We start from the raw sequence: 15,178 nt of genomic DNA, 5'->3' as shown, positions 1-15,178 counted from the left end.
CGGCCCGCCCCGTAAGGGTCCGGCCCGCCCGTAAGGACCCGGACCGTAAGGATCCGGCCGGGACTCAGCGACCGGCGCGGCGAGCGGTGACCGTGCTGTCCACCGCGAACAGCTCCGCCTCCACATGGTCCAGCGCCAGCCGCAGTGCGCCCGTCGTCACCGCGGCCTCGCCCAGCAGCGACTGGGCGACCTGCGGCGGGCGCAGGCAGTAGCGGGCCAGCTCGTCGCGGAGCGGATCCAGCATGCCGTCGAGGTCCGCGGCCCAGCCGCCCACCACGACCACCTCGGGGTCGAGCGCCAGCACCAGGGCCGCCGTGTCGTGCACCAGCCGCCGGACGAAGCGGTCCACGGCCGCGCGGGCCCGCGCGTCGCCGTCCCGGGCGAGCGCGAAGACCCGTACGACCTGCGCCTCGTCCAGCGGGTTCAGCGGTTCGCCGGTGGTGGAGAGCACCTCTTCCGGGCTGGCCTCGCGGCCCAGCAGATGCAGCGCGCCGATCTCCCCGGCCGCGCCGCCGTAGCCGCGGTGCAGCCGCCCGCCGATCAGCGAACCGGCGCCCGGGCTCAGCCCGGCCAGGACGAAGACCACGTCGTCGGAGCCGGTCGCGGCGCCCTTCCAGTGCTCGGCCACGGCCGCCGTGTTCGCGTCGTTCTCCACCAGCACCGGGCACTGGAAGGAGTGCCGCAGCCGCTCGCCGAGCGGCAGGCCCGTCCAGCCCGGCAGGGCGGTGCACAGATGGACGGTGCCGTCGGCCTCCACGATGCCGGGGCTGCCCACCCCGACCGCCCGCAGCGAGGGGCGCGCGACCCCGGCGCGCCGGAGAAGCTCCGTGGCGGCGGCCCGCACCCGGTCCAGCCGTTCGTCCGCCGGTGCCTTCTCGGACACCTCGCGCACCGTCGAGCCGAGCGCCCGCCCGTCCAGGTCCGACAGCAGGGCGGCGACCCGGTGCGCTCCTATCTCTATGCCCAGCAGATGTCCGGCCTCGGCGCGGAAGCGGAAGCGGCGCGCGGGGCGGCCCTGGCGGCGGACCCCGCCCTCCTCGGCGGGCACCTCCGCCGCGAGCCCGCTGTCGATCAGCCCGTCCACCACGCCCTCGACCGTGGGACGGGACAGACCGGTGGCCAGGGTGAGGTCGGTGAGGGACGCGGAGGCGGCGTCCGGCGGAGCGGAAGCGGTGGCGGCGCGCAGCGCCTGCAGCACCACGGCGGAGTTGATGCGCCGCAGCAGGGACGGATCCCCGCCGGTCAGCCGCCCCACGTCGGTCCCCCTCCCACTGAGTGTGTGCCGGATCGTATCTGCTGGGAGCGGGCGCGGCGAGCCACCCGCGAACCCGCGTACGCCCCGGCACCTGACGGGCGGCCAGATGTCGGTCCCGGGTTGTTTACTGATGGCATGACCAGTACGGCGGACCACCTGGCCACGATCGACGCCCTGCGCGCCCGGGACTTTCCCGCGCAGCGCCGCGGTCCGGGGTTCCATGTCGCCGACCTCCGGGTGAGCGAGGACTTCTGGGACGCGGATCTGACCCGGGTGGAGGAGGTGCTGGAGGAGTTCGAGGCCGAGCTGGGCGTCCTCGTCCAGGTGCTGACCTTACGGTGGGGCACCCCCAGGGTTCTCGACCTCGCGGACGTCCTGGAGCGTTCGGCGCTGGGGGAGCCGGTGCCGCCGCCGCTGGATGCCCTGTGCGGATATGTGCCCGAGCTGTACGTCTGGCGCGTGGAGGGGCGCTGGGTCGGCCTGGGGGTGGGGCAGGGCGACCGGGAGCTGCCGTTCCAGCTGCTGGTGGCGATAGGGGAGTCGGGCGTCGGCTGACCTGGGGGCGTCGCGTGACGTCGGGGCGTCGGCTGACCCCGGGCGTCGGCTGAACGTCAGGAGGCGCCCTGGCCCGCCGCGCCCGCGTCCGCCTCGGCGGCGGCGCGCAGCCGGGCGTACTCCTCCGCCATCGCCGCCTTCGTCCAGTGCGCGTTGAGCCCGCTGGGGTTGGGCAGGGCCCAGACGCGGGTGTCCCCGATCGTCCGTTCCTGCGGGCCGATCTTCGCCCGCTTGTCGCCGAACGCGACCCGGTAGGCGGTGACCCCGGCCACCGCGAGCCAGCGCGGCCGCAGACGGCGGACCTTCTCCTCCAGGATCCGGCCGCCCTCCCGGTACTCCTCGTCCGACAGCTCGTCGGCCCGGGCGCTGGCCCGGGAAACCACATTGGTGATGCCCAGCCCGTACGACGGAAGCTCCCCCTGCTCGGAGGGGTGCAGCAGCCGAGGGGTGAACCCCGACGCGTGGAGCACAGGCCAGAACCGGTTGCCGGGGCGGGCGAAGTGGTGGCCGGTGGCGGCGGTCATCAGCCCGGGGTTGATGCCGCAGAAGAGGACCCGCAGACCGTCCCCGACCACATCGGGGACGATGCGGTCGCGGGCGGCCTCCAGCTCGTCGGGGGTCACGGGGGCGTCAGAGGATCGAGCCCGGTGCGTACGCCGCGGCCTCGGGGTGCTGCTTGGCGATCTCCTCGATCCGGGCGACCACCGCGCCGACCTGGTCGGCGGCCGCGCCCGTGAAGGACAGCTTGTCGGCCATCAGCGCCTCCAGCTCCGCCCGGTCCAGCGGAATCCGCTCATCGGCGGCGAGGGAGTCGAGCAGCTCGTTGCGCTCGGCGCCCTGCTCGCGCATCGCGAGGGCGGCGGCGACCGCGTGCTCCTTGATCGCCTCATGGGCGATCTCGCGGCCCACCCCGGCCCGCACGGCGCCCATCAGCACCTTGGTGGTGGCGAGGAAGGGCAGGTAGCGGTCCAGCTCGCGGGCGACGACGGCGGGGAAGGCGCCGAACTCGTCGAGCACGGTCAGGAAGGTCTCCAGCAGCCCGTCGAAGGCGAAGAACGCGTCCGGCAGCGCGACCCGGCGCACCACCGAGCAGGACACGTCGCCCTCGTTCCACTGGTCGCCCGCCAGCTCGCCGGTCATCGAGGCGTAGCCGCGCAGGATCACGGCGAGGCCGTTGACGCGCTCGCAGGAGCGGGTGTTCATCTTGTGCGGCATCGCGGACGAGCCGACCTGGCCCGGCTTGAAGCCCTCGGTCACCAGCTCGTGCCCGGCCATCAGCCGGATCGTCTTGGCCAGCGAGGACGGGGCCGCGGCCAGCTGCACCAGAGCGGTGACGACCTCGTAGTCCACCGAGCGCGGGTAGACCTGGCCGACCGAGGTGAACGCCTGCGCGAAGCCCAGGTGACCGGCGATCCGGCGCTCCAGCTCGGCCAGCTTCTGGGCGTCGCCGCCCAGCAGGTCCAGCATGTCCTGCGCGGTGCCGACCGGGCCCTTGATGCCGCGCAGCGGGTACCGGCCGAGCAGCTCCTCCAGCCGCCCGTAGGCCACCACCAGCTCGTCCGCCGCGGTCGCGAAGCGCTTGCCGAGCGTGGTGGCCTGCGCGGCGACGTTGTGCGAGCGGCCCGCCATCACCAGCTCGGCGTGGTCGGCGGCCAGCTTGCCGAGCCGGGCCAGCACGGCGACCGTACGGTCCCGCACCAGCTCCAGGGAGAGCCGGATCTGCAGCTGCTCGACGTTCTCGGTCAGGTCGCGGGAGGTCATGCCCTTGTGGACGTGCTCATGGCCGGCGAGGGCGTTGAACTCCTCGATGCGGGCCTTCACGTCGTGCCGGGTGACCTTCTCGCGCTCGGCGATCGAGGCGAGGTCGACGTCCTCCAGGACCCGCTCGTAGTCGGCGAGGGCCGTGTCCGGCACCTCGATGCCCAGGTCCTTCTGGGCACGCAGTACGGCGAGCCACAGCCGCCGCTCCAGCGTCACCTTGTACTCGGGGGACCACAGGACGGCCAGCTCCGCGGAGGCGTAGCGGCCGGCCAGGACGTTCGGAATGCGCGGCTTACCAGTCACGTGCACAGAGTCTACTGGCCGTATCCCCAGGCCAGACCGGTGCCCACCGGTCCGGCCCGACCGGTGCCACCGGTCTGCCCCGGTCAGCCCTCGTACGGCAGCAGTTCGCCCCGCTTCGGCGCCCGGCCGTCGCCCGAGGAACGGCCCGTCAGCCGCCGGACGATCCACGGGCCGAGGTGCTCGCGGGCGAACCGCGCGTCCGAGGTGCGGCGGGCCAGCCAGCCCGGGCGGATAGCGGGCGGCAGCGGCGCGTCCCAGTCCTCCTCCGGCTCATGGCCGAGCGCCTGCCATACGGCCTCGGCGACCCGGCGGTGCCCCTCGGCGTTCAGATGGAGCCGGTCGTCCGCCCACATCCGGGGATCGCCGACCGCCTCGGAGGCGTACAGGTCCACGACCAGCGCGTCATGCCGTGCGGCCAGCTCGTCCACGAAGGAGAACAGCTGCTCCATCCGTGGCTCGAACCGCTCCATCACCGGGCCGCGCCGCCCGGGGCTGCGCATCAGCACCAGCGTCTTGCAGCTGGGCGCGAGCCGCTCGGCCGCCTCCTCCAGCAGCCCGCACACCCGTCCGACGTCGCATTTCGGCCGCAGGACGTCGTTCCCGCCGCCGACCAGCGTGACCAGGTCCGCGCCCATCGCGGCCGCCGGGCCCGTCTGCTCGTCCACGATCTGGCCGATCAGCTTCCCGCGCACGGCGAGGTTGGCGTACTGGAATCCGGGGGTGCGGGCCGCCAGCCGGGCGGCGAGCAGATCCGCCCAGCCGCGGTAGCCGCCGTCCGGGAGGACGTCGGACATGCCCTCGGTGAAGGAGTCGCCGACCGCGACATAGCTTGTATAGGTGGTGTTCGTCTGCATAACTCGGGCGATCTTATCCGGTGCACGCGGGCTGCGCGGAGGCCGAGGCGCGCGCATCATGAGCCGCATGGCGCTGACCCACATCTACTTCGAGGGCGGGGCCCGGAACGGGACGACGGCGAGCTGGAACCTCGAACCGGGCGCGGACATCTACGACGACAACATCTTCCGGCCGCCCGAGCTGTACCGGCGGACGGACCGCACCAGGGTGATCGGGCACGTCGAGTACGTCGTCTTCCGCTACGACCCGGCGGGCGCCCGGCCCGGCGGTCGGCCCTGACCGCCCCCGCCCGGGTATGGCCGGGAATGTGCGGCGGGGGTGGCGCGCGGATACGAACGGGTCGCTCGGTTGGGCGGAGCAGGGTTCCGGACGGCGCCGAGTAGGGCAGTCTGGTGCGCGTGGATGCCTTTGAATGCGACCGTACGACGATGGCGATCGTCGCCGCCGCCCTCGCCGACGACGGTGAGGGTGCCGCGGCCCTGCTGGAGCCGCTGGAGACGCGCGACGTATGCCGGGTCGCCGTCCGGCTCGCCGCGATGGCCGCCGACGCGCTGCTGGCCGTGGCCGAAGAGGGCGGCGGCGGACGGGAGGAGGCGCTGGCGCACTGGCAGGCGTGCATCATCGCCCATGAGTCCAGACGGGACCAGTGACGGAGCCACGCTCTGACCGGCCTGCCGGTCCCCGTCACGCCGCCGCGTCACGCGCGTCGCCTCGGCACGCCCGTCACGCCCGCACGCTCGTCACGCCACCAGGAGGCGCAGCACGTCCTCCATCGTGACCAGCCCCTCCAGCCGCCCCTCCGCGTCGATCACGGGCGCGAGATGGGTTCCGCTGTCGCGCATCGCGGTCAGCACGTCGTCCAGCGGCGTCTGGGACCGCACCCGGGCGACCGGCCGCAACTGGTCGGGGCGGAACGGAACATCGCGCGGATGTTCGTCCAGCGCGTCCTTCACGTGCAGATAGCCCAGGATCTGCCCCGAGCCGTCGGTAACGGGGAAGCGGGAGAAGCCGGTTTCGGCCGACATCCGCTCCAGCTCCTCGGGCGTCACCCCGAGTCGCGCCGAGACCACCCGGTCCATCGGCAGCACCACGTCCCGCACCGACCGCCGCCCCAGCTCCAGCGCGTCCCGCAGCCGCTCGGCACCCCGGTCGTCCAGCAGCCCGGCCTCACTGGAGTCCGCGACCATACGGGCCAGTTCGTCATCCGAGAACGTGGCCGCCACCTCGCCCCGGGGTTCGACCCGCAACAGCTTCAGCAGACCGTTGGCGAACGCGTTGACCGAGAAGATGACCGGGCGCAGCGCCCGCGCGAGCCCCACCAGCGGCGGCCCGAGCAGCAGCGCGGTGCGCACCGGCTCGGCCAGCGCCACGTTCTTCGGCACCATCTCGCCGACCAGCATGTGCAGATACGTCGCCAGGCTCAGGGCGATCACGAACGAGATCGGGTGGATCAGCCCGAGCGACAGCCCGACCGCGTGGAACAGCGGCTCCAGCAGATGCGCCATGGCCGGTTCCGCGACGGCGCCCAGCACCAGCGTGCACAGCGTGATGCCGAGCTGGGCGGCGGCCAGCAGCGCGGAGACGTGCTCCAGCCCCCACAGCACGGCTCGCGCCCGGCGGTCGCCCCGCTCGGCGTACGGCTCGATCTGGCTGCGCCGCACCGAGATCAGGGCGAACTCGGCGCCCACGAAGAACGCGTTCGCGACCAGCGTCAGCAGACCGATCAGCAGTTGTACGGCGGTCATGGTTCCGCCCCGCCGTGGCCGCGGCCTCGGGTCTGGCCACGGTGGTCGTGGTGGTGCTCGTGGCGGTGGGGGAGCGGGGCGTGCAACCGGACCCGGGCGGCGCGGTGGCCCGCCGCGTTCACCACCTCCATCCGCCAGCCCTCCGGCTCGACCGTGTCCCCCACGACCGGGATACGGCCCAGCGCGGCCGCGATCAGCCCGGCCAGCGTCTCGTACGGCCCCGGGGGCACCCGCAGCCCGATCTGCTCCAGCTGATCGACCCGGGCGGCGCCGTCCGCGTCGTACACCGCCCGGCCCTCGGCGTCCTCGCCCGCCGGGGCCAGATCGGGGGTCTCATGGGGATCGTGCTCGTCGCGTACCTCGCCGACCACCTCCTCGACGATGTCCTCCAGGGTGACGACACCGGCCGTGCCGCCGTACTCGTCGATGACCACGGCCATGCTGCGCATGACCGAGAGCCGGTCCAGCAGCCGGTCCACGGTGAGCGACTCGGGGACGAGGAGGGCCTCGCGCATCAGCTCGGACACCGGATGGCGCGGCCGGGCCCCGGCGGGGATCGCCAGGACGTCCTTGATGTGCACGATGCCCGCCACCGCGTCCAGGCTGTCGCGGTGCACGGGGAAGCGGGACAGCCCGGTGGCGCGGGTCGCGTTGGCGACGTCCTCGGCGGTGGCCCGTACGTCCAGCGCGATCACCTGCCGCCGGGGCGTCATCACGTTCTGCGCGGTCAGCTCGCCCAGATTGAGGGTGCGGACGAACAGCTCCGCGGTGTCCTCCTCCAGCGCGCCCTCCTTCGCGGAGTGCCGGGCGAGCGCGATCAGCTCCTGCGGGCCGCGCGCCCCGGCCAGCTCCTCGGCGGGCTCCAGACCCATCCGGCGCACCATGCGGTTGGCGGTGTTGTTGAGGTGGGCGATCAGCGGGCGGAAGGCCGCGCTGAAGGCGCGCTGCGGGGTGGCGACGGCCCGGGCGACCGGCAGCGGGCGGGAGATCGCCCAGTTCTTGGGGACCAGCTCGCCGATCACCATCATCACCACCGTCGACAGGGCGGTGCCGATGACGAGGGCCGTGGTGTGGGCGACGGAGCGGGACATCCCGAGCGCGCCCAGTGGCCCGCCCAGCAGCGCGGCGATGGACGGCTCGGCGAGCATGCCCACGACCAGGTTGGTGACGGTGATGCCGAGCTGGGCGCCCGAGAGCTGGTACGTCAGACCGCGCACGGCCTTGAGGGCGCTGTCCGCACCGCGCTCGCCGCGCTCCACCGCCCGGTCCAGCTCGCTGCGCTCGACCGTGGTCAGCGAGAACTCCGCCGCCACGAATCCACCGCATGCGAGCGCCAGCAGGAGCGCCACGGCCAGGAGGAGGACTTCGGTCATGGGTTCACCTCCGTCCCATGATCCGGCAGGGCCCGGAGGAGCGCGCGACGGGAGCCGCCGCGCACTCTCATCGTAAAGCGGCGGCGCAGCCCGGCCGGGGGCGTCGTGCCGAGGCACGGCCCCGCCTCAGGACGTCAGCGGCTTCACCCAGCGGCTCCACTGCGGCTCCCGGGCGTACCCGGCGGCGCTCCACGCGTGGTGGGCGGGCGCGTTCTCGTCGAGCACCATGGCGTCCCCGCGCCGCCCGCCCAGCGCCGCGAACCGCTCCTCGGCCGCCGCGAGCAGCGCTGTCGCCACGCCCCGGCGGCGGTGGGCGGGGTGGACCGCGAGCCGGTACAGATGGCAGCGCCAGCCGTCGAAGCCCGCTATGACGGTCCCGGCGAGCGCCCCGTCCCGCTCGGCCAGCAGCAGCGACTCCGGGTCCCGGGCGATCAGCCGGGCCACCCCGTCCCGGTCGTCGCTGATGCTCGTACCTTCCGCGGCCTCGCGCCAGAAGGCGAGCACTGCATCGGCGTCCGAAGGGATGGCGTGGCGGATGTGAAGATCATTCATGCGGCGAGCCAACCAGACCACCGGGCCGTCCGGCGACCTTTTTCACGCTCCGTGCAGCTCCTCGATCACCGGCGCGAAGGCCTCCATGTTGTGTTCCAGCACGGTGAAGTACGAGAAGCCGAAGCGCTCGCGGTGGGCCCGCAGCCGGTCCGCCATGTCCTTGGGGTCGCCCAGCAGCAGCGCGGGGTGTTCCAGCAGCTGCTCCTCGGTGAGGTCGGGGGCGTACGGCTGGAGCTCGCGGGCCTTGGCGCGGTGGTCGCCGGTGTTCTCGACCCTCTGGATCAGATAGTTCAGCTCGGCGGGCTCCGCCTCTCTTCCGGCCTCGGCGGCGAAACGGTGAAAGGCGGCCACCCGCTCCTCCAGCGCCTCCGGGCTGATGATCTTTATTGGGCCGGGCGCGTCGTCCGGGGCCTGGACCGCGCCCGTGAAGGCCGCGATCTCCGCGTGGCGCGCGGCCACCCGCAGCAGCCGGTTGCCGTTGCCGCCCAGCAGCAGCGGCGGGCGCGGGGTCTGGGCGGGGCGCGGCTGTTGGTCGGGGTCGGTCAGCAGCCGCTCCAGCTCGCGGACCGTGTGCTCCAGGTGGTCCACCCGCTCGCGCGGCGTCCCGAACGGCAGTCCGGCGCTGTCGTGCTCGGCCTGCACATACCCCGCCCCGAGGCCCAGCTCCAGCCGCCCCCCGGTGAGCGCGTCGCAGGTGGCCACGGCGCGGGCCAGCAGGGCGGGGTTCCAGAAGCCCAGGTTGAGGACGAAGGTGCCGAGCCGCGGCCGCTCGGTGACCTCGGCGGCGGCCACCAGCGCCGCGAACGGCGCGGGCATGCCCAGGTGGTCGGGGACCAGGAGCACGTCGTAGCCCAGATGCTCGGCGCGGCGGCACTTCTCGCGCCATGCCGGGCCCGAGGCGAGCGAGAGCAGATTGACTCCGAAGCGGAACGGCCTTGCCATGAGCCCTCCTTGATCGGGGAATGCCCCGAACGTATCGGAGAACGGCTCTCGTTGGTCAACCCTCGTGGGCCGCGTACGCCCGGGTGAAGATCTGCATGCGGTTCAGCACCGACTCGGCCGTGGGCCGCTCCATCCGGTCGACGATCCGGCCGTCGTCGAGGAAGAGCACCAGGTCGGAGTGGGCGGCGGCGCTCGGGTCATGGGTCACCATGACGACCGTCTGGCCCAGGTCGTCCACGGCCTCGCGCAGGAAGGTCAGCACCTCCAGGCCCGCCCGCGAGTCCAGGTTGCCGGTCGGCTCGTCCGCGAAGATCAGCTCGGGGCGGGAGGCCAGCGCCCGGGCACAGGCCACCCGCTGCTGCTGGCCGCCGGACAGCTGCGCGGGCCGGTGCTTCAGGCGGTCCCGCAGCCCGAGGGTGTCGATGACCCGCTCCAGCCACTCCGGGTCGGGCTTCTGGCCCGCGATGTCCATCGGCAGGGTGATGTTCTCGGCCGCGTTCAGGGTGGGCAGCAGATTGAACGACTGGAACATGAAGCCGATCCGGTCGCGGCGCAGCTGGGTCAGCTGGCGGTCGCCCAGCCCGGTGATCTCGGTGTCGCCCAGCCAGACCTGGCCCGCGGAGACCGTGTCGAGACCCGCCAGGCAGTGCATCAGCGTGGATTTGCCGGAGCCGGACGGCCCCATCACCGCGGTGAACCTGCCCCGCTCGATCTCCACGTCCACCGCGTCCAGGGCGACCACGGCGGTCTCGCCGCTGCCGTACGCCTTGGTCAGGCCGCGGGCCCGGGCCGCCGGGCGAGCGCCGCCCGCCGCGTCCCCGTCTGTCTTCGTTGCCGCCGGTGTGGACACAAACGCCTCCCGTGTCGGAACGGTTTGCCCTCGATGGTAGGGACCGACGCGCTTTTGTGCGCCGTTGGCGCCGCTAGCAAATATGCGCTAGCGTGAGGGTGTGGCTAAGACACAGCTGAACGTCCGGGTCGATGAGACCACCGCTGAGGTGGCCCGGGAGCGTGCACTGCAGCGGGGCGTGAGCGTGAACCGCTATATCGAAGAGCTGGTCCGCCAGGACGCGGGCGAGGTGGGCCAGAAGTTCGTGGAGGCCGCCGCCGACTTCATGAAGCAGTACGAGTCGGTCTTCGACGAGGAGTTCGGCCGGGAACCCGGACGGCGGCTCGGAGGCGAAACGCGCCGTTGACCGTGCGTATCGACCTCGCCTGGCTTCTGATGATCGCCGAACACAACACCCCGGGGGACCCGCGCGTCACCGACTACGGTGTGCTGGTGGCCGCCGTGAGCCGCCACGAAGCGGAGATATTCGGCACCCCGATCTACACCGACCCGCAGGAGCGGGCCGCGGCGCTGTTGCAGCTGCTGCTCCTCGTCCCGGCTCTGGAGCGGTCGAACGCGCTGTTCGCGTCGGCCGTCGCGTACGCGTATCTGGTCGCGAGCGGGCTGAAGGTGGCCACCTCGCCGGAGCGGGTGCGGGACCTGGCGCGCCTGGTGCACGACGGCGCGGTGGATGTGCACGCGATCGCGGACGAGCTGCGCCGCTGGAGCGTCTAGCAGCGCCTATGCGGCCGGGCGCCGTGCCACGCCCAGCGTGCAGGGCGATGTGGGCAGCGGCAGCCCCCGCTCCGGGAGCCGCGGCGACCGGTGGGTGACGGGCTCGAAGCCGGCCCGCGCCAGCTCCGCCCGCACGTCGCGCGCCGTGTGGCAGCCGCCGAACATCAGCGGCCACACCGTCCGGTCCAGCACCCCCTGTGCCGCCGCCATCGCCCGCCCCTCGGCCCGTCCGTGCTCCAGGAACCGCAGTTCCCCGCCCGGCCGCAGCACCCGCAGCAGCTCCGCCAGGGCGCGCTGGACGTCCCGTACGGAACACAGCACCAGGCAGGCCACCGCCGCGTCGAACGCCTCGCTCTTGACCGGCAGCGCCTCCGCGACCCCGGGCGCCACGTCCACCGGCACGTCGGCCCGGTGGCCCGCCCGCACCGCGAGGCGGCGCAGATGGCGCTCGGGCTCGATGGCGACGACCTCGGAGACGGTGTTCGGGTAGTGCGCGAAGTTCAGCCCGTTACCGGCGCCGATCTCGATGACCCGGCCGGACAGCCCGGCCAGCAGCTCGCCGCGGAGTTCGGCGACCCCGGCCCGTTCGTCGGCCAGCGGGCTGACCTTGGCATAGAAGCGGGCGAAGAGAGGGTGGTGGACGGTTTCACGCGGGGGCCTGAGGCGGCGGACGGGCATGGGTGACACCCCTTTTCCGGCGGGACGGCTGTGTACCGGTACCGGGAGTCTGCCCATGCCGTCCCCACCGCTACGCCGTGAAGCCCTCCGTTGTGCCGTGCTCTTCGGTGAACCGCCGCGCGTCCCAGACGCCGTCCAGCCGCGGGGCCAGCCACTCCGGGGCCGCCGCGCGGAAGTCGGCGGGCGAAAGGGCCCCGGCCCGCGCGGGGACGGCGCCCAGGAGCGGGGCGCCCGCCGCCCGGGGCAGGTCGGTCCTGTTGCAGCGGGAGGCGAGGTCCGCGCCGGCGGGCCAGCTGCCGATGACGACGCCGGGGAAGCGCAGGCCCCGGGCGCGCAGCGCCTCCGCCGTGAGGGCCGTGGCGTTGAGCGTGCCCAGCCCCGCGTGGGCGACGACCAGGACGGGGGCGTCGAGCAGCCGGGCCGCGTCGGCGAGCGTCGCGCCCGTCTCGTCGAACCGTACGAGCAGCCCGCCCGCGCCCTCGACGAGCACCAGATCGTGTTCGGCGGCCAGCTTCTCCGCCGCCTCCGCGATCTCCTGCGGCCGCACGGCGGGGCGCCCGGCGCGGCGCGCCGCGGTGTCGGGCGCCAGCGGCTCGGGGTAGCGGGCGAGTTCCCGGAGGGTCACGTCACCGGCGAGCCGGACCACCTCGGCGGCATCGCCCGGTTCGTCCGGACCCACACCGGTCTGCGCGGGTTTGAGCACGGCGACCGAGCGGCCGCGCGCGAGCGCGGCCGCCGCGACGGCCGCTGTGGTGACGGTCTTGCCGACCTCCGTGCCGGTGCCGGTCACGACCAGTACTGACATGTATTGCTTCGCGCCTTTCGCTGTTGTCTTGTCTGTTGTGGCGTCAGCCCGCCACGGCCGCGGCGGACCGTACCGCCGCGCAGATACGGGCCAGATCGTCGTCGCCTGTGATGAAGGGCGGCATGGTGTAGAGCATGTCGCGGAACGGCCGCAGCCAGACGCCCTCGCGCACCGCCGCCCGGGACGCCGCCGCCATGCCCGCGTCGTCCAGCGGGTGGTCGAGCTGGACGACGCCGATCGCGCCGAGCACCCGTACGTCCCGTACGCCGGGCAGCTCGGCGGCGGGCGTCAGCCCGTCCCGCAGCCCCGTCTCGATCCGCTTGACCTCCTGCCGCCAGTCGTAGGACAGCAGCAGGTCGATGGAGGCGCCCGCGACGGCGGTGGCCAGCGGGTTGCCCATGAACGTCGGGCCGTGGGCGAGCACCGGAAGCTCGCCGCGCGAGATTCCCTCCGCCAGCCGCGAGGTGCACAAGGTGGCGGCCAGTGTCAGATAACCGCCGGTCAGCGCCTTGCCCACGCACATCACATCCGGGCTGACCCCCGCGTGCTCCGCCGCGAACAGCGTGCCGGTGCGCCCGAACCCGGTGGCGATCTCGTCGAACACCAGCAGTACGTCGTGCTCGTCGCACGCCTCGCGCAGCATCCGCAGCAGGGCGGGGGAGTGGAAGCGCATACCGCCCGCCCCCTGCACCACCGGTTCCACGATCACCGCGGCCAGCTCGTCGGCGTGGCGGGCCACCAGCTCGCGTACGTGGGCCTCGTACGCGGGGTCGGGTTCGGCGTCGAAGCCGGGCGGCGGCGCGTCCGCGAAGATCTGCTCCGGCAGGACGCCCGACCACAGCCGGTGCATGCCGCCGTCCGGGTCGCACACGGCCATCGGCTGCCAGGTGTCGCCGTGGTAGCCGCCGCGCCAGGTCAGCAGCCGCTGCTTGGCAGGGCGGCCGAGGGAGCGCCAGTACTGGAGGCACATCTTGACCGCGACCTCGACCGACACCGAGCCCGAGTCGGCCAGGAAGACGTGCTGGAGCGGTTCGGGCGTGATCTCCACGAGCCGGGCGGCCAGCCGCACGGCGGGCTCATGGGTGAGCCCGCCGAACATCACATGGCTCATCCGGTCGAGCTGGCCGCGCGCCGCCTCGTTGAGCACCGGGTGGTTGTAGCCGTGGATGGCGGACCACCACGACGACATCCCGTCCACCAGCTCCCGTACGCCCTCGGCCGGTTCGGCGAGCCGCAGCCGGACCCCGGCCGCGGATTCCACGACGAGGGGGTCCGTGCGGCCGGGCATCGGGCCGTACGGATGCCAGACGTGCTGCCGGTCCAGGGCCAGCAGCGCGTCGGGCGTCAGCGGCTCAGGCATTGGGCGGCAGTTCCGTTCCCGCGCCGCGGCGGCGCACCGCGACCAGGTCCGCGTGCGACTCCCCGGCCGTCATGGCCACCGGCTCGGCGGCGGGCGCGGCGAGCGGCTCGACGACGGGCTCGGTGTCGGCGGCGGTGCCGGGCGTGTCACCGCACGGGCCGCAGCCGCCGCCCTCCGCGCCGTGCGAGCCGCAGCCGCCCCCGGCAGCTGCGTCGGCGCGGTGCGCGGGCAGTGTCCTGGTGTCGGTGCCCTCCACCTCGAAACCGGCGTCGGCGATCATGTCCAGGTCGTCCTTGCCCGACTGGCCCTCGGTGGTCAGGTAGTCGCCGAGGAAGATCGAGTTCGCCAGGTGCAGGGCCAGCGGCTGGAGCGTCCGCAGATGGATCTCGCGCCCGCCCGCGAGCCGCACCTCCACGTCCGGGCAGACGAACCGCACCATGGCGAGGATGCGCAGACAGCGCTGCGGGGTGAGGTTCCAGTCCCCGGCCAGCGGGGTGCCCTCGATGGGGATGAGGAAGTTGACCGGCACCGAGTCCGGGTTCAGCTCGCGCAGCGAGAAGACCACGTCCACCAGGTCCTCGTCGCGCTCGCCCATGCCCGCGATCAGCCCGGAGCAGGCCGACATGCCCGCGGACTGGGCCTGCTGCACGGTGGAGACCCGGTCGGCGTAGGTGTGGGTGGTGGTGATGTCGCCGTACGTGGCCTCGGAGGTGTTGAGGTTGTGGTTGTACGCGTCGGCGCCCGCGTCCCGCAGCCGCTGCGCCTGGCCGTCGGACAGCAGTCCGAGACAGGCGCAGATCTCGACGTCCTCGTTCTGTTCCTTGATCGCGGCGATGGTCTTCGAGACCCGGTCCACGTCCCGGTCCGTCGGCCCGCGTCCGCTGGCGACCAGGCAGACCCGCTTGGCGCCGCCCGCGACCCCGGCCTCCGCCGCGGCCGCCGCCTGGTCCGGCTTGAGCCAGCTGTACTTGAGGATCTCGGACTTCGAGCCGAGCCGCTGCGAGCAGTACCCGCAGTCCTCGGGGCACAGCCCGGACTTGAGGTTCACCAGGTAGTTGAGCTTCACCCGCCGCCCGAACCAGCGACGGCGCACCCTGCCCGCGGCGGCCACCACGTCCAGTACGTCGTCGTCGGAAGTCGCCAATACCGCGAGAGCCTCTGCGCGGGTCGGCGACTCGCCCCGCAGCCCCTTGTCCACCAGCGTGTTCAGCAGGTCCATGGCGGAGATCCTGTCTTACCCCACCGCTCCTGGCCAAGGAGGGACCGTACAAGACGCGGCGTTCGGGGTGTGTGTATTGCCACACCCTGCCCACGCGTGGGCACGACTACCTTCTATCCGGACCCCACAGTCGGTGCCCGGTACCCGCCCGGCCGGTGCCCGGCCCGAGCCCGCCCGTACCCGCCCGTGCCCGAAGGAAGGCGAGAAAGCC

The 15,178-nt window shown here is 73.3% G+C and carries 18 protein-coding genes; 5 read left to right on the top strand and 13 right to left on the bottom strand.

Annotated elements, in window-relative coordinates:
- Positions 1–64: 64 nt before the first annotated feature.
- Positions 65–1,255 (bottom strand): ROK family protein, encoded by a 1,191-nt coding sequence (locus ACZ6CL_RS17280; RefSeq protein ID WP_468936949.1) that lies wholly within the window; start codon positions 1,253–1,255, stop codon positions 65–67.
- A 135-nt stretch (positions 1,256–1,390) separates the two neighbouring features.
- Between ACZ6CL_RS17280 and ACZ6CL_RS17275 the strand changes: the two genes are divergently transcribed.
- Positions 1,391–1,810: a hypothetical protein gene (locus tag ACZ6CL_RS17275; RefSeq protein ID WP_468936948.1), complete on the top strand. Its 420-nt coding sequence runs from the start codon at positions 1,391–1,393 to the stop codon at positions 1,808–1,810.
- 56 nt (positions 1,811–1,866) lie between these two features.
- On the opposite strand, the gene mug is transcribed toward ACZ6CL_RS17275, so the two are convergent.
- The 3 genes from mug to ACZ6CL_RS17260 all read right to left on the bottom strand — a co-directional run bounded on the left by mug (position 1,867) and on the right by ACZ6CL_RS17260 (position 4,728).
- Positions 1,867–2,433 carry a G/U mismatch-specific DNA glycosylase gene (mug, locus tag ACZ6CL_RS17270; protein WP_468936947.1) on the bottom strand — a complete coding sequence of 189 codons (567 nt, stop codon included), beginning with the start codon at positions 2,431–2,433 and terminating at the stop codon, positions 1,867–1,869.
- Between the two features lie 7 nt (positions 2,434–2,440).
- A complete protein-coding gene (gene purB, locus ACZ6CL_RS17265; RefSeq protein WP_468936946.1) occupies positions 2,441–3,874 on the bottom strand; it encodes an adenylosuccinate lyase in 1,434 nt (477 codons plus the stop codon).
- Positions 3,875–3,957: 83 nt separating this feature from the next.
- On the bottom strand, positions 3,958–4,728 hold the full coding sequence (locus ACZ6CL_RS17260; protein ID WP_468936945.1) for an SGNH/GDSL hydrolase family protein: 771 nt from the start codon (positions 4,726–4,728) through the stop codon (positions 3,958–3,960).
- A gap of 67 nt (positions 4,729–4,795) precedes the next feature.
- Between ACZ6CL_RS17260 and ACZ6CL_RS17255 the strand changes: the two genes are divergently transcribed.
- Both ACZ6CL_RS17255 and ACZ6CL_RS17250 read left to right on the top strand, forming a co-directional pair.
- Complete coding sequence (locus tag ACZ6CL_RS17255; RefSeq protein WP_468936944.1) at positions 4,796–5,008, top strand: hypothetical protein; 213 nt, start codon at positions 4,796–4,798, stop codon at positions 5,006–5,008.
- Between the two features lie 149 nt (positions 5,009–5,157).
- Positions 5,158–5,379, top strand: a complete 222-nt coding sequence (locus ACZ6CL_RS17250) for a hypothetical protein (protein WP_039936516.1) — start codon at positions 5,158–5,160, stop codon at positions 5,377–5,379.
- Between the two features lie 90 nt (positions 5,380–5,469).
- Here ACZ6CL_RS17250 and ACZ6CL_RS17245 read toward each other — a convergent pair whose 3' ends face one another.
- From ACZ6CL_RS17245 to ACZ6CL_RS17225, 5 genes are all read right to left on the bottom strand, one after another.
- Positions 5,470–6,474: a hemolysin family protein gene (locus tag ACZ6CL_RS17245; RefSeq protein ID WP_468936943.1), complete on the bottom strand. Its 1,005-nt coding sequence runs from the start codon at positions 6,472–6,474 to the stop codon at positions 5,470–5,472.
- Entirely contained in the window at positions 6,471–7,847 is a 1,377-nt protein-coding gene (locus ACZ6CL_RS17240; RefSeq protein WP_468936942.1) for a hemolysin family protein, read from the bottom strand. Before ACZ6CL_RS17240 ends, ACZ6CL_RS17245 begins: the two co-directional genes overlap by 4 nt.
- 126 nt (positions 7,848–7,973) lie before the next feature.
- Positions 7,974–8,399: a GNAT family N-acetyltransferase gene (locus ACZ6CL_RS17235; protein ID WP_468936941.1), complete on the bottom strand. Its 426-nt coding sequence runs from the start codon at positions 8,397–8,399 to the stop codon at positions 7,974–7,976.
- Between the two features lie 42 nt (positions 8,400–8,441).
- A complete protein-coding gene (locus ACZ6CL_RS17230) occupies positions 8,442–9,341 on the bottom strand; it encodes a TIGR03621 family F420-dependent LLM class oxidoreductase (protein WP_468936939.1) in 900 nt (299 codons plus the stop codon).
- 55 nt (positions 9,342–9,396) lie between these two features.
- Positions 9,397–10,191: an ABC transporter ATP-binding protein gene (locus tag ACZ6CL_RS17225; protein WP_468936937.1), complete on the bottom strand. Its 795-nt coding sequence runs from the start codon at positions 10,189–10,191 to the stop codon at positions 9,397–9,399.
- A gap of 100 nt (positions 10,192–10,291) precedes the next feature.
- Here ACZ6CL_RS17225 and ACZ6CL_RS17220 point away from each other — a divergent pair, with 100 nt between their 5' ends.
- Positions 10,292–10,537 (top strand): antitoxin, encoded by a 246-nt coding sequence (locus tag ACZ6CL_RS17220; protein ID WP_468936935.1) that lies wholly within the window; start codon positions 10,292–10,294, stop codon positions 10,535–10,537.
- Positions 10,534–10,905: a fic family toxin-antitoxin system, toxin component gene (locus tag ACZ6CL_RS17215; RefSeq protein ID WP_468936934.1), complete on the top strand. Its 372-nt coding sequence runs from the start codon at positions 10,534–10,536 to the stop codon at positions 10,903–10,905. The genes ACZ6CL_RS17220 and ACZ6CL_RS17215 overlap by 4 nt, the downstream gene beginning before the upstream one ends.
- A 6-nt stretch (positions 10,906–10,911) precedes the next feature.
- On the opposite strand, the gene ACZ6CL_RS17210 is transcribed toward ACZ6CL_RS17215, so the two are convergent.
- From ACZ6CL_RS17210 to bioB, 4 genes are all read right to left on the bottom strand, one after another.
- Complete coding sequence (locus tag ACZ6CL_RS17210; RefSeq protein ID WP_468936932.1) at positions 10,912–11,583, bottom strand: class I SAM-dependent methyltransferase; 672 nt, start codon at positions 11,581–11,583, stop codon at positions 10,912–10,914.
- A gap of 70 nt (positions 11,584–11,653) precedes the next feature.
- Complete coding sequence (gene bioD, locus ACZ6CL_RS17205) at positions 11,654–12,388, bottom strand: dethiobiotin synthase (RefSeq protein ID WP_468936930.1); 735 nt, start codon at positions 12,386–12,388, stop codon at positions 11,654–11,656.
- A gap of 43 nt (positions 12,389–12,431) precedes the next feature.
- On the bottom strand, positions 12,432–13,748 hold the full coding sequence (locus tag ACZ6CL_RS17200; RefSeq protein WP_468936928.1) for an adenosylmethionine--8-amino-7-oxononanoate transaminase: 1,317 nt from the start codon (positions 13,746–13,748) through the stop codon (positions 12,432–12,434).
- Positions 13,741–14,967 carry a biotin synthase BioB gene (gene bioB, locus ACZ6CL_RS17195; RefSeq protein WP_468936927.1) on the bottom strand — a complete coding sequence of 409 codons (1,227 nt, stop codon included), beginning with the start codon at positions 14,965–14,967 and terminating at the stop codon, positions 13,741–13,743. Before bioB ends, ACZ6CL_RS17200 begins: the two co-directional genes overlap by 8 nt.
- Positions 14,968–15,178 lie beyond the last annotated feature (211 nt).

The organism is Streptomyces sp. NPDC041200, from assembly GCF_055591805.1.
The sequence above is the reverse complement of the archived record's forward strand: the minus strand, read 5'-3'. Positions and strand labels throughout refer to the sequence as shown.